Source organism: Ornithinimicrobium cryptoxanthini (genome assembly GCF_023923205.1).
In the GTDB taxonomy this organism is placed as follows: Bacteria; Actinomycetota; Actinomycetes; order Actinomycetales; family Dermatophilaceae; genus Ornithinicoccus; species Ornithinicoccus cryptoxanthini.
Genome location: NZ_CP099490.1, coordinates 512554 through 525942, shown reverse-complemented (window position 1 = coordinate 525942; position 13389 = coordinate 512554). Strand labels below are relative to the sequence as shown.

The window sequence follows — 13389 nt, the reverse complement described above, 5'->3', positions numbered from 1 at the left end:
GGATCTGGCACCATGGGCGATACATGTAGTACGCCGATCGGAACCTCTGGTTGATCGAGAGGGCGGCAACGCCCACAGGTGCCATGAGCGCGTCACTTCGCCGCGAGTCGGGCGGCCGTATCGAACGTCAGACGTACCCGTCGATGGGCTTGCTCGGCTCGGCGTCAAGGTAATCTTCGCATGGCAACCCCGGGTGTTCCGGGAGCACTCACGGTGAGGAGTACTTGTGGGCACGTGGCGTTTCGACTGGCGCTACACGGCAGCCGGATTCGGTTGGGGCATCGCAGTTGGAATTCTGACGGGGGCGATCTTCGCCGTCCTTGCGGTCATCGGTGCCCTCGGGCAGGACTTCGGTGGTTTCTCCGGGGCCATGGCACTGGTGCTAGCGCCCTTCCTGGGCGCGGTCTATGGCGTGCTGCCCGGCGCCCTCATCGGGTTGGCTGCCGGGCTTGCCACATCCGTGACCGTCGGCGGGAGTCGCGACCGTAAGCGAGCGTGGTGGACGGCGCTGTTGACGACCGCAACCATTGGACTGGCGGTCAGCTTCGCTGTGTCGTTCCTGGTTGAGGACTCGCTCACTCCGACGCCCTACATTCTGGTGCTGGGCGTCCCGGTGCTTCTGGGCGCCTATCTGATGGCCCGAACCAGTCGCTCGGTGATCGAGGCGGCCGAACAACGAGCCGTCGAGAACTGGGCACCCGTTTCGACGTAGGACCCTGCTTCGAGGAGCGTCCGGAGTTGCCGCGAGTCGCGATCAGCGACGGTGCCCTGCAGCGCGTCACAGCGCCGCTCATGCTCATTGTCGAAGCGCTTGTCTTTGCTGACCGACAGATCGCCTGCAGATGCCGCTCCGCTCCGCTTCGCACTGGCGACCATCCAACGAGGCCGAGTCGGTCCCTCAAACGGGTCGTCGCGCTGTTGAATGAGGAACGTGATTACCTCGGCGAGGTCAAGGCCAGCTTCTTCATCGGTTCTCGATCACTCGAAGGTGGCCTTCGCGGCCCGTGGTGCGACTTCCCGACGGGCCGCCGACCACAAGCGGCGTAAGGCCCATCATGTAGGCCTGAACTTCGGCAGCGTTCAGACCCAGATCAGCTGCGATCGCTGCCAAACCGCTTTGATCTGCGCGCAGCTGCTGCATGACCTTTGTGAGCAGCATTGACGACTCTTGGGGAATGCCGCGCGGCTCACCGCGGCGGTAGCCGAGGCGCGACAGGTCGATGCAAACAGTGCGATATGCCCACTCCGTCATCAGCCCGAGCTCGTTCGCGCGGTGCGCCATAGCCATCGCGGCGACGCTCCAACGCTTCTTGGCTTCGAGGACCTGGTGCACTGAGGCGTTGGTCAGTCCCTGCGCCAGCACACCAGCCCTCGGCATCAGGAACGCCGCGGCGAACTGGTTCGCCTCGGCCTCCGCATCGGGCCCGTTGGGAATCTTGTCTTCGCCGTGAAGGACCAGATGCCCCAACTCGTGAGCGGCGTTGAACCGACGCCGCTCCCCCGACTTCTCCCGACTGAGCAGGATGAACGGCTGGCCGTGCCAGTTCAGGCAATAGGCATCGAGTTCCTTCGTGTCGTCAGTCAGCGAGAAGATTCGGATGCCGTGGGCCTCGAGAAGGTGGACCATGTTGCCGATGGGGTGCTCACCCAGCCCCCAGCGAGCCCGAACCTCTTGCGCAGCCAGTTCTGGGTTGCGCCCGGTCAAGGTCGGCACGTCGGGGTCTGGGAGCGCGAACCTCTGCTCGATCCACTCGTTGATGAGAATGGCGATGCGTCCGGAGCTCAGTCCGCGATCGCGGGTGCGTGCCGTCATCTTGCTCAGGGCTCGGAAGCTGACTGACTCGACCGGGATCTCGTCAAGATCGTCGGCCGTCAGGAACGCCTCCTCGACCCCAAGGGCTCCGGCCAGCGTGGCCAGGGTCTGCGGGCTTGGATCCTGGTGCTGGTTCTCGTAGGCCGAAAGGCTCACTCGGCTCAAGCCCGTCTCGCTGGCCAGTTTCGTCAGGGTCCAACCGCGGCGCTTTCGAGCAGCCGACAGTCGCGTTGGGTTCAGCATGGCTTCCGTCACCTGTTCGCCTAGCGCAGCGCGACTTCGACGTTGTACGCGTCGCCGTCGCCCGACGGGGGCTCCTCGACCGCCACGGCCGGAGGCGGGTTCTGGCGCGAGATCTGCGGGAGAAGGATTCGCTCCTCCCAGTCGACTATGACCCCGTTCTCGATCCCCGTGGGCAGCGACAGCTCGGCGTAGATGGTCTCGTCGGTCACCCGCTGGAGAAGGATCCAGATATTCGCTAGGACTGCCAGGTCGACTGCGCCGACCGCGTAGTCGTCACCGAGGTCGAGCACGCCCTGGTTAGCGTTCTGCTTGACCGCCAGGGCGGTCAGGTCGCCCTTGGGGTACTTAGTCGACGGCTTCATCCCCGGGACGTCGACGCCGGTGAACTCGTCGCCAGAGCTGGTCGCGATCGAGAAGGAGCCGCTCGGGTGGATCGTCCGGCAGAAGTTCCTGTAGTTGTCTGACTTCCAGCCCAGGGGAATGAGCTCCTCGCGGACGTAGCGCACGGTCTTCCCATACCGGGTCGTTCCCTCCGCCGTAGGCGGCTCGAGGCCGGTGGTCAGCTTGGCCTCAGCATCGGCGCGTAGCAACGCCCGGACGAGCAGGTCTGCGCTGAGACCGAGCTGCTGGAAGCGGCCCTCTGCGACATGGTCAATCGCGACTATGGTCATGGCTTGAACCCCTTACGACGGTGCGGTGCTTGACGAAACAGTACCTCATAAGAGGTTGCGAATCGTCAACCCGGTCGTGGCGCGTTGCAACTCGGAATAGCCGGCGAGTTGCGTTCGGTGGCCCCTTCGCACCCGGCCTGGTCCAGCCGTGCTGGAAGGTGCCCAGCGCGGCCAGGGTTGACGGAGTTCTACAACCGCCTCGGGGGTGGTGCCTCAGAAGACCGGGGCGGTGAGTGTTGCGTCATTTGGCCGCATGCGACGCACTCATTTGCCGAAACCCGACTGTGCTGTGCCCCCGCACTCGAATCGCTCAGCCCATGAGTCCCCGTTGGCGGCTGTCCCTACGACGGCGGTTCTGAGCGGGGTCACTCAACGAGGCAGGGCTGGTGGGCTCAGTGTCCGGCCCCATACGTCGAGCGTCCTGACGACGCCACCAAAGCACGACCAGGACCAGCCCAGCCACTGGGAACAAGAAAGCCACGACGGCAATCATCACTGGGTCCATGAGGTGAACGTACCGCCGCCTTGCGGGCTGGGCCAGTCATGCGCCCTTGACGTGTGAACGCGCGCTTCTGCTGCGGGTCGCTCGTTCCGCAGGTGCGTCATAGCGCCGCGATCCGGGTGAGGCGTCAGACCGGCGACGGCGCGCCCAGACCAGGGTGGGATCAGCTCCTTCTGAAGGGCCGGTGATGGCGGCCAGGTGCGTCACCCCCGTGAGGCGCTCTCCGTGGCGTCGGACCCCACCGCCGTGAGAGTCAAGATCTCGCCAGCGGCGTCGAGTGCCTGCGGATAGCTGAATGCGGCGCCCGGCTGACGCACGGCTGCCCCGTGCCAGTGGGTGGCCACACCAGCCGTGGTCCTGTCTTCACCGGGGACCTGAGACAGAGCCAGCAATGCAGTGCCGACCTGTTCGCTTAGTTTGAACTTGGCAGAGCGCATCTGCATGGGTCCGCACGTGAACGGGCGCCAACGTCCTGCAACCGCGTGGGCGCACCACTCGGCCAGTCGGAACGGTGCCGGCCTCTCAGTCATCTCGACAAGGGCGACCCGCAGCAGCCACGGTACGCACTCCTGGAGTCTGGGGTCATCGGCGGCTTGCTCTAGGGCCACGCGATGGACGCGCACGAACACGCGGGACCGCGCGCTGCGTGCAAGGCGGCCTCGATACTGCGTCAGGAACGTGGATGTGCAAGCAGGCGGAATGGTCATCCTGAAGTGCCTCTGTCTTTCTTGGCCACGCCAACGGCCCCGACGCCGAAGGCCGTGACGACCACTCCAAAGATTATGCCCGCCATGTGGTCAGACAGGTAGTTGAGCATGGCCTCGAGTGAGCCAAATCCATCCGCGACGTACCATCCCGTCGCCGCAAGACCCCCGCCGAGGAGCAGCAGCCCGCCGTAGAGCATCAGTGCCTGCGCCGTCGACAGGGCTTGAGGCAGGCCGTTGAACACAGCTGGCCAGATGAGCAGCGCCATTGCGAGCAGACCTGAGACGACGGCGTTCGTCAGGTCATGGGAGACCAGGCGGATCGCCAGTCCGCCAACGAAGGGGTACGCGGCTCGACGGACCAGTGCCAGCCACACGTTCCTGCCACCCGAACTGCCAGCCACCCTCGAGAAGGCGAAGACCGCGTCCGAGAATGCAAAGTAGGGCCCCGTGAACTTGGCGTCCAAGCGAATCAGCAATGCGACCACGAACGCCATGCCCAACCAGAAGAAGTCCATCGGGTCTGACCCCCTCCATCAGATCGACCGCCACGCCGGGCGGATCTAGAGAACACCCTAGCCAAGGAGTCAGGGTCCTCTGGGTCCGACGAACAGCTCTCAGCGGTTGCGTGTCTGGCTTCCACAAGCGTGCCCCGTGCACCGGCCGGGCGGGCACGGAGCGTCACTCCAGAGATGAACTTGGCAATCCACGAAGCGTCTCGCCAGCCGCCGATCCTCACGTCGCGTCGTCCCATTAGTCCGCACGCACATCAAACCGCCGCCTGTCGGGGACGCGCACATCCGCCGAGTTGCGGTCGGCTGTACGTCCGACATCTCCGGCAGGGCGGGATGCTGAGCGACAGCTCTGAGCGCAGCATTGTGAGAGTGGCGCGCCACTAATCATTCACTTGGCTGAAGGCCTGCAGCTTTGCCGAGCGCGATGGCTTCAGCTCGGTTGTCGACTGCGAGCTTGCCGACGATGTCGGAGACCCGGTTGAGGATGGTCTTGCGCGCCAGGTAGAGGCGCGATGCAACCTGTGAGGTGGAGAGCCCGTCGACGAGCAGGGCGAGGATCTCCATCTCTCGGGCATCCAAGACACTCAGCAGGTCAGTTCTCGGCGCCGATGCCGTCGCCCGTACGACTGCCTCGCTGGCGCCGCTGCCGAGCACGAGGGATCCGGTGGCTGCCGAGTGTATGGCCGAGAGGAGCTCCTCCGGATCGGCGTCCTTGAGGACGTACCCGTCCAGGCCGGCGCCCAGACTGCGTACGACAGAGTTGCTGTCGGCATTCATCGTCAGGATCAGGACACGCAGCCGTGGCCAGCGGGACTTCAGCATGCGCCCGAGATCGATTCCGTCTCCGTCGGGAAGGTGGAGGTCGAGGACCGCGACATCAGGCTCCTCGACAAGCGCGAGAGCCTCGCCAGCGCTGCCAGCAGCGCCCACGAGGGTGAGGCCGTCGTCCGACGCGATCAGCGAGGCCAGTCCCCGCAGCACGACAGGGTGGTCGTCGACGACGAGGACGCGGGTCATGGCGCCTCCCCCGTCGGAAGCGTGAGGCACAGTCGCGTACCTCGGGGAACGGCGCCCTCGATCCGCAACGCGCCTCCGAGGCCTTCGGCGCGACGGCGTAGCGACGTGAGCCCGACCCCGAGGGGAAACACGCCTCCGACGCCATCATCGATGACTTCGGCTTCGATCGCGCCTGTTCGATCCCGAACAATCGCGGTGATCTGCGCGGCTCCCGCGTGACGAATCGCGTTGGTGACGCCTTCGGCGACGAACCGATAGACGGCAACCGAGGCGTCGTGGGGCGGCGCCATCGTAAGACCCAGACTCAGGTGCACGTCCGCTCCACCGGCCCGGAACGATGCGACAAGCTGCTGGAGCGCATCCGTCAGGTCGCCATCGTCGAGTGCAGACGGTGTCAGGCCCGACACGACTCGACGAAGCTCTCCGCGCACATCGGCCAAGTCTGCTGACAGGTCACTCAGCCAGTCTGAGGGCTCGGAGCGAGCACGCGCCTGCACACGCATGCCGAGACCGGCGAGAAGAGGTCCGAGTCCGTCGTGCAGGTCGCCAAGCACACGGCTGCGTTCGTCGTCGCGTTCGTGCAGCACGTCCTGGCGCGCATGCTCTGCCTGGACGGCGAGAGCGACCCCACGGGCCACGAGCGCCAGGGTCGGGGCCATCTGGTCCACGATGCGCGTCTGTCGCGGCTCCGGACCCTCGGGATGGAGCGGGTCGACGGCAACGGTGCCCACCCGCTCACCGGCCACCACCAACGGGTAGACAACCCAGTGCGCAGCATGTTCGCCTTCGTCGTCGCCGAGCAGGACGATCGCGTCACGGTGCCCGCTGGCCGCCGCGACCATCGCGGCAGCCTTGCTCAACAGCACGCGGGGATCTGCCTGCGAGCGAAGGTCAGCGGTGATTGCGGCAACATCTTCGCGAGAGAGGGATCCCTTGCCGTAGCGAGCTTGGAGATGGCGGTTGCGCGCCCACCACGAGACCGGCATCACGAGCGCACACACGATCGCCGCGACGATCGCGCCTGCCACCTCGGGCGCAGGAACATTGCCCTGCTGGGCACTCCACCGCATCAGCACACCGACAGCTCCGCCGACAACGAGTGCAGCACCCACACACGCGGCTTCCACCACCGGTTCGTCGATCGGCCGCAGCTCGTTCGCTGTCGCAAGCAAGGCAAGCGTCGACGCGAGCCACCACAGGCCCAGCATGGTGGCAACGGCCGCAGCCTGCAGGTCACCGACCTGGGTGGAGACGACGACGACAGCGACGACGACGCCAGCCCAACCGAGGAACCACGTCATCCGACGCCGCGAGAGCCGATCAGATGCAAGGCCCAGTGCCCAAGAGATGACTGCGACAGCAGCCAGAAGCGGCACTACTCCCATGACCTCCCAGACGACCTCCACGCGCTCGACGAAGGCGCCACTTAGGGGGGCCAGGAACGCAATCAGCGCTACGACAAAGGGCAGAACAGCGAGGCAAGTCAGCACCCATCCGAGGCGCGACCTGGGGTCGCGATCCAGCACCAGGGCAGCAACCATGCCCAACGGTGGCCAGGCAAGCGACTGGAGCTCAACAGCAGTCACCGGGCCGTCGAAGGCGTTGATCCCGGGCAGGAACCCAACTCCCGTCGCCACTGCCGCGGCAACGACCGCGATGGGGATCCCGCCGGACGCGGGCGGTGTGCTCGCCACGTCGATCATCGTCTCGCACACCGCGTGAGTTGGGGAGACGTGCGGGAAGGCCCGGGAACGCGCGGGAACGCGCGGCCTTGCATCCGGGATGCACCATCGGCAAGTCTTCTGGCAGAGCCCCGGGAGAGCCCGCGGCGGCAAGGAGGACGCCATGACAAGCACCGAGTCGGCATCGACCCACAATGGCGGCGTGGCACCCGCCCTTCTCATCGGCGGCGTGTTCCTCCTGACGACGGTGGCCAACTTCCTGTTCAACGCCGCTTCCGCGGTCTGGGACCTCCAAGAAGACTTCGGAGCGGGTGGCTATTCGCGAGCCGAACAGCTCCCCGTCATCGCCGGGGTAGGCATCCTCGGGCTCGCCGTCGCACTCGTGCTGGGCAACATGTTCACCGGAGAGAAGGCCCCACGGGGCGCCATCGTGCTCGGAGCCCTGTCGATCCTGACCCTGCCCGCGTTCTTCTCCGGCGCCCCTGCGGCCTTCGGCACGGTCGCCGCCGTCCGAGCCGGGCTCGCCAAGGGCGGTCAACCCGTGACCGGCGCTGCACGTGGGTTCGGCATCGCCGGCATCGTCGTTGCCGTCCTCGTGATCGTGGCCGTCTTCGGTGGCAACATCGCCGGCATCGTCGAGAACGCAGCCGTCTGAGATCTGATGCGGAGAGGGTGGCTCCATGAGCACGTCAGGGAAGCACCCCATGCGGGTGCTGGTCTGTTCCACCGCAGGGGCTGGACACTTCTCGCCGCTCCTACCGTTGGCGTGGGCGTGCGTGACCGCCGGGCACCAAGTGCGGGTGGCGGCGCCGACATCCTTCAGCTACACAGTCACCTCGTCGGGCTTCGAGCACGCACCCTTCGACGACGTGCCGACCGAGATCATGGGGTCGATATTTGGTCGACTACCTTCACTGTCGCAAGACGAGGCAAACCGCGTCGTCATCGGTGAGATTTTCGGGCGCCTCGACGCGCAGGCAGCGCTGCCCGGAATGCGCGACATCGCGAAGGATTGGTGCCCCGACCTCATTCTGCGCGAGCCTTGCGAGTTCGCGTCGTTGGCCGTGGCCCGCCACCGCGGCATCGCGCACGCCACGGTTGCCATCGGCGTACGCGCGATGACCGACGCTGTTACCGACATCGTCGCCGCACCCCTGCGCGAACTCGACGAACTGATGGAAATACCTCACGGCAGCTGCCACATCGCGATGAGGACGGCACCGATCTTCAGCACAGTTCCCCAGCTGCTCGACGGGCCGCCGTCGAGTCCCTCACCAGTGAGGTACCGGGACCAACCAGCCAACGCGACAGGACATCTTCCCCTCGCTTGGGGCAATCAGAAGCACCCGTTGGTCTACGTCAGCCTTGGCTCGGTTGCCGGCTCGTTGGCGAGCTTCAAAGACATCTACCGGTCGATCCTCGCCGCGCTGGCCGACCAGCCCATCCGCGTGCTCCTCACCACAGGCCACGGCTTAAACCCAGCAGACCTCGGCGCCGTACCAGCCAACACCAAGGTCGAGCAATGGTGGCCACAAGCAGATGTCATGCCCCACGCGGCTGCCGTTGTCGGGCACGGCGGTTTCGGCACCACCATGTGCTCACTCGCAGCTGGCGTGCCTCAAATAGTTCTCCCCATGTTCTCCTTGGACCAGGGTCTCAACGCCGAACGAGTAGTCGCCATCGGGGCGGGCCTCAGCCTGGAGCCCAATGGCGAAGCCATGCGCGCCCTCCCAAATGCCGTCCGGAGCCTGCTCACCGATACGTCGTACAAGAATGCCGCCGCAGCCGCCGCGAACGAGATCGCGCAACTTCTCCCCGCCGAACAGATCGTGCCGCTACTTGAGTCGCTCGCTGCCCTCCACCAAGAGACCGCGACGGCGACCGACGAGACACCCTGATCCGCACGTCTGAATCCGTCTCCGAGTGGCGAACGTTGGCGGAATGCCAACGACGGATCTGTTGACGACATGTGCGTCTATCCGCCGCCCGTGTGCAGGGTTCGTCCGGCGTGCTGTCGACCAGAGCCGACGTTCTGGTAGAGACTTGCCACGTGCCCACGCCCTGGACAGACGCGCCGATCACGGCCAGGAGCGAGGACGAGCTCGGTCGGGCTGGCTACGCCGTCCATGCCGCCCGGCTGATTGCGGACAGCCACTCGTGGGAGGACTCGATCGTCTTCGGGCTCACCGGCCCGTGGGGCAGTGGGAAGAGCTCGTGGCAACGGAGCGTGGTCCTCAGCGTCCGACCCGGCACTCCCGGCACAGGCTTCACTACTGTTCGACCATGAGCGAGCAGGGTGGCGTAGAGAGTGAGTACGGGTTCGAGCCCGACTCGGGCATTCCCTCGTCCGCGGGCGGCCTCCAGTCCGAGCCAACCAACGTCACCCGCGGCGCAGCACTCGCAACGCTGCTGCGCCCTGACGCACAAAGGCTATTGCAGGGTCTCACAGGCCCGCTCGAGGAACTCGGCTTCTCTGGCGACGCGATCGCGGGCTTGGCGGGCGAAACCCGCCTGGTCGAAGCCTTCGGTAGTGCTTGGTACGGCCCGGACTTCATCGACCGGTCGAGCCCTGAGGAACGGTTGCGCACATGGACCGCGCTCAACCAGAACGCCGACCCAACGGCGGCCATTCAATTCCTTTTCGCGCTCCTCGGGAGCAACTCCGAACGAGAGTCCGTTGCCGGCGCAGCTGCGCTAGCCCGAGTCGTTACCTACCGCGACGGCCCAATCGCATGGCTGGCAACTGACGTCACCACACCGGCGTGGCCCGACCCGCCGCGGGTCGATCTCAACACGGAGTGGTGGACGGAGGCGTTCGAGGACTTCGTCGAACGAACCGGACGGCAGACGGCAGATGACCAGGTCGTAGCACTTCGCGGCCTTATAGGCGTGCGACTCCGTGTCGCCGCCTACTCGAACGACCCAGTAGTCCTGTCCATGGTCGAGGCAGTCCGCCAGGCTCAGGCAGATGACTTTGGAGGCGATGGCCGCGCATTGACGAGCAGCCTTTACCCGACGCCGCCCGGCGCCCTGGTCGTCTCGACGATGGTGCACGGCACGTTCGGCTGGAAAGGCAACTGGTGGCGACCCAAGGGCGCATTTCACCATTACGTCGGCACTCATCTTCGCAATAACCTGTACAACCGTGGTGCACGGTTCAGCTGGAGCGGTGCCTACAGCCAGAGTCAACGCATCCAGGCCGCAGAAGACCTCGTCGACTGGGCAGGCGACGTCGCTCCCAATGGGATGCAGTCAGTGTTCGCTCACTCCTACGGCGGCGAGGTCGCCGCCATCGCGGCCACGACCGGAGCGAGGACTCACGAGCTCATCCTTCTCAGCGCCCCCGGCACCCAGTACGTCAACGACGCGGCCACCTCAGTGGGCCGGATAGTAGACATCCGCATGAAGGGGGACCTCGTCCTGTTCATCGCAGGCACACCCCAGCGCCTCGCTCCCGCGAAGAATCTGACCGAGGTCACCCTCGGATGGAACCTGCTCGGACACAGCGCCACCCACGACCCAGCCACTTGGGTCGCCGAACACATTCCCGGCCGAGCGGGCCTCTAACCCGGTTCGCGGTCGAGCGTCGCCAAGGGTGGGCGCTTGAATCGTGAGAAGGCCTGGACCCGCTTCTCAAGATAACCATCGTGTCTATGTCCGCCGACGACCTCCACGGGCCCGTCCGACCCCACCTGCGCCAGCAACCTCCAGCCGCCCACGCCTCCGGCGTACAAGCCAAGCAGGTTCGACTCCGCAGCGCCTCGAAGGCGCTCCTCCGCGCAGTGCCGCACCTGCGTCATCGAGTGCCCTCACAGCTTGTACGTGGCCGGGCCGTCGCTGAGCGTCTCCGAGTCCAGGTCCTCCTCAGAACTGTCGAACAGGTTCCGGTCGATGCGGTCAGACTCCATGCCCGGCCCGCAGACAGTCACCAAGTCGACCGACAGTTCCGGCGGCAACCCACCCGTCGCGACGGCGGCCGTCCACACCTCCGCCGAACCGACCGTCGCCGATCCATATCCGGCCACCAGTACTGAGAAGCCTGACCGCAGAGGTTCGTCGTTCTCACTGAACCCCTCCTGCGGCCAGACCGCGTCAGCACCCAACAGCCCGGACACCAAGTGCGTCGTGACGGTGCGGAGGTCCATCGCGCGCGCCTCCTCGTAAGGGAACTCAGTCAGGATTCGAGAACCACCAAGTTCACGGCGCTCACACCGTTCACTGAAGCCCGGCCGAGCGGCGCCACAACGAACGGTAGGTCATGCGGAGCCGGAACCAACTTCGCCGTCGTGTGAGATTGCGTCTGGCCGTCGACGAAGTGACCGGTCCGTCGGCAAAGACCACGACGCCATCCGTGGCCTGCAATGCACACCGACCGACATCCGCCACCTCCCTCCCTGCCCGAGCCGACAACCCCTTGCACGCAACGTAGTCCGAAGCCTCGCAATTGGGTGACGACTCCACGCCGGCTCAACTCCACGCCTGAGGCCGCGAAGAGTACGTCCTTCCGCCGCGACCGAACGCGGTGTTGAGTCGGCGTAGCGTCGTAGGTTTCAGAGCCCCGTCGCGCTTGCGGCGGGCATCGACCGGGGCTGGTAACCAAGGTCGCCGCAGGAGGCGATCATGTCCACGACAAACAGTTCGACGAAGGTGCTGCCATTCCAGCCGTCCTCGATGAGCACCGCGCAGCTCGCGGCGGTCTCGTTCTTGGCTCGCTACTCCGGAGCGACCCACGCTCTGTATCGGGCACAACTGGGGCGCTGGTTCGCGTGGTGCGAGACCAACGGCCTGGACCCACTGGTCGGGATCCAACGAGCACACGTCGAGCTCTACATCCGCGATCTCGGAGAAGCCGGCCTCATGGACTCCTCAGTCAACACGACGATGCACGCCGTCCGGGGCTACTTCCGCTTCGCGCACATCGACGGCACCATCCCGGCTGATCCGGCCGTGTACGCGCGGCTCCCGAAAGTCCACCGGGACGAGTCCCGTACCCAGGGCCTGGACCGGCTGGAGTTGATCCGCTTTCTCCAGGTCGCTCAGACCATCACCGTCCACCACGGCGCGTTAGCCTTCCTACTGGGGATCAACGCACTGCGGGCCTCGGAGGCCGCGGCGGTGCGGATAGAAGACTACGCGGACGTCCTGCGTGGACACCGGGTTCTGCACCTGGTCGGCAAGGGCAACAAGCCCGCCACGATGCCGCTGACGGTGCCCGTTCTTCGGGTCCTGGAGGCCTGCCGAGGTGAGCGCACCACCGGCCCCTTGGTGCTGCGCCCGCTCTCGGGCAGGCCGATCGACCGGCGCGACGTGTACCGGATGGTACAGCGCATCGCGCGGACAGCCCAGATCCCCAGGCATATCAGCCCGCACTCGTTGCGGCACGCCGCCATCACCAACGCCCTGGACGCAGGCGTCCCCCTGCGGGATGCGCAGATCCTCGCTCGGCACGCCGACCCCAGAACCACCGAGCACTACGACCGAGCCCGGGGCAACCTCGACCGCCACGGCGTCCACTTCCTCACCGCCTACGTCGCCGGCGTTTAGGAACCCCTTCCATGACGTCAGTTCCATCCAGTTCGGGCTGCCGGAGTCGGGCGTTTCTGGACCCACGGCGTAAGTCCTGAACCGCTTGACCATTCGTTGCACTCTGCTCCATAGCAGCTAGTGCTATAGTAGTGACATGGGTGACCGCGGGAACGTGTTGGAGCTGGTGATGCGTGAGACGGGCACCAGCCAGAGCGAGTTGTCCAGGTTGAGTGGGGTTCATCAGCCGAGCATCAGTCAGTTCCTGTCCGGACGTGTCGATCTGAGCGACGAGCAGCTTGATCGGCTGCTGTCCTGCATGGGGCGACGGTTGGAGGTTGTCCGCAGCGTTGTCCGGCCTGAGCTAACTCGCTCGGAGCGCCGGTCGTGGCTGCTGCACCGGAGGATCTCCTCGCGTCTGACGCGCGAGACCCTGGAGGTGTTGGAGCCGGTTATCCAGGGCAATCTGTCGCGCTTGCACAGGGGAGTAACCGGGGAGCCGCATGAGCGGAACCTGCATCGCTGGCAGGTCCTGGTCGACACTAGGGACCTCCCCGGCCTCAAGCGCGTGTCGACGGGTCTCGATCGGGACTCCATTGAGATGCGTGAGGTCTCTCCCATGCGTGGACTGCTCTCAGAGCAAGAGCGCTCCGAGGTGCTAGCACAGGTGGGTTGATGCGCCGGGATCAACTCGAACACGCCATCCGGACGCATGTCAG

13 protein-coding genes are annotated in these 13389 nt (G+C 65.8%); 7 read left to right on the top strand and 6 right to left on the bottom strand.

All coding sequences use genetic code 11. From position 1 onward, the window contains the following. Positions 1-226: 226 nt before the first annotated feature. Positions 227-712: a spermidine synthase family protein gene (locus NF557_RS02460; protein WP_252621516.1), complete on the top strand. Its 486-nt coding sequence runs from the start codon at positions 227-229 to the stop codon at positions 710-712. A 252-nt stretch (positions 713-964) separates the two neighbouring features. Here NF557_RS02460 and NF557_RS02455 read toward each other — a convergent pair whose 3' ends face one another. The 5 genes from NF557_RS02455 to NF557_RS02435 all read right to left on the bottom strand — a co-directional run bounded on the left by NF557_RS02455 (position 965) and on the right by NF557_RS02435 (position 7159). Continuing rightward, the gene (locus NF557_RS02455) at positions 965-2068 is read right to left on the bottom strand and encodes a helix-turn-helix domain-containing protein (protein ID WP_252621515.1); all 1104 of its coding nucleotides are present in this window, start codon (positions 2066-2068) and stop codon (positions 965-967) included. Between the two features lie 8 nt (positions 2069-2076). Next, positions 2077-2727, bottom strand: a complete 651-nt coding sequence (locus NF557_RS02450; protein ID WP_252621514.1) for a hypothetical protein — start codon at positions 2725-2727, stop codon at positions 2077-2079. A 1205-nt stretch (positions 2728-3932) separates the two neighbouring features. Beyond that, entirely contained in the window at positions 3933-4451 is a 519-nt protein-coding gene (locus NF557_RS02445; RefSeq protein ID WP_252621513.1) for a hypothetical protein, read from the bottom strand. Between the two features lie 381 nt (positions 4452-4832). Further along, positions 4833-5465 carry a response regulator gene (locus NF557_RS02440; RefSeq protein ID WP_252621512.1) on the bottom strand — a complete coding sequence of 211 codons (633 nt, stop codon included), beginning with the start codon at positions 5463-5465 and terminating at the stop codon, positions 4833-4835. Further along, on the bottom strand, positions 5462-7159 hold the full coding sequence (locus NF557_RS02435) for a sensor histidine kinase (protein ID WP_252621511.1): 1698 nt from the start codon (positions 7157-7159) through the stop codon (positions 5462-5464). The genes NF557_RS02440 and NF557_RS02435 overlap by 4 nt, the downstream gene beginning before the upstream one ends. Positions 7160-7310: 151 nt before the next feature. On the opposite strand from NF557_RS02435, the gene NF557_RS02430 reads away from it, so the two are divergent. The 4 genes from NF557_RS02430 (at position 7311) to NF557_RS02415 (ending at position 10714) form a co-directional block, all read left to right on the top strand. Then, positions 7311-7802 carry a hypothetical protein gene (locus tag NF557_RS02430; protein ID WP_252621510.1) on the top strand — a complete coding sequence of 164 codons (492 nt, stop codon included), beginning with the start codon at positions 7311-7313 and terminating at the stop codon, positions 7800-7802. A 25-nt stretch (positions 7803-7827) separates the two neighbouring features. Then, complete coding sequence (locus tag NF557_RS02425; protein WP_342454499.1) at positions 7828-9045, top strand: glycosyltransferase; 1218 nt, start codon at positions 7828-7830, stop codon at positions 9043-9045. A gap of 152 nt (positions 9046-9197) precedes the next feature. Beyond that, a complete protein-coding gene (locus NF557_RS02420) occupies positions 9198-9434 on the top strand; it encodes a P-loop NTPase fold protein (RefSeq protein WP_252621508.1) in 237 nt (78 codons plus the stop codon). Then, on the top strand, positions 9431-10714 hold the full coding sequence (locus NF557_RS02415) for an alpha/beta hydrolase (RefSeq protein WP_252621507.1): 1284 nt from the start codon (positions 9431-9433) through the stop codon (positions 10712-10714). Before NF557_RS02420 ends, NF557_RS02415 begins: the two co-directional genes overlap by 4 nt. Before the next feature lie 242 nt (positions 10715-10956). Here the strand turns inward: NF557_RS02415 and NF557_RS02410 are convergent, their stop codons facing one another. Beyond that, on the bottom strand, positions 10957-11292 hold the full coding sequence (locus NF557_RS02410) for a hypothetical protein (protein WP_252621506.1): 336 nt from the start codon (positions 11290-11292) through the stop codon (positions 10957-10959). 475 nt (positions 11293-11767) lie between these two features. Between NF557_RS02410 and NF557_RS02405 the strand changes: the two genes are divergently transcribed. After that, positions 11768-12691 (top strand): tyrosine-type recombinase/integrase, encoded by a 924-nt coding sequence (locus tag NF557_RS02405; protein ID WP_252621505.1) that lies wholly within the window; start codon positions 11768-11770, stop codon positions 12689-12691. Positions 12692-12827: 136 nt separating this feature from the next. Next, positions 12828-13346: a helix-turn-helix domain-containing protein gene (locus NF557_RS02400; protein WP_252621504.1), complete on the top strand. Its 519-nt coding sequence runs from the start codon at positions 12828-12830 to the stop codon at positions 13344-13346. Positions 13347-13389 lie beyond the last annotated feature (43 nt).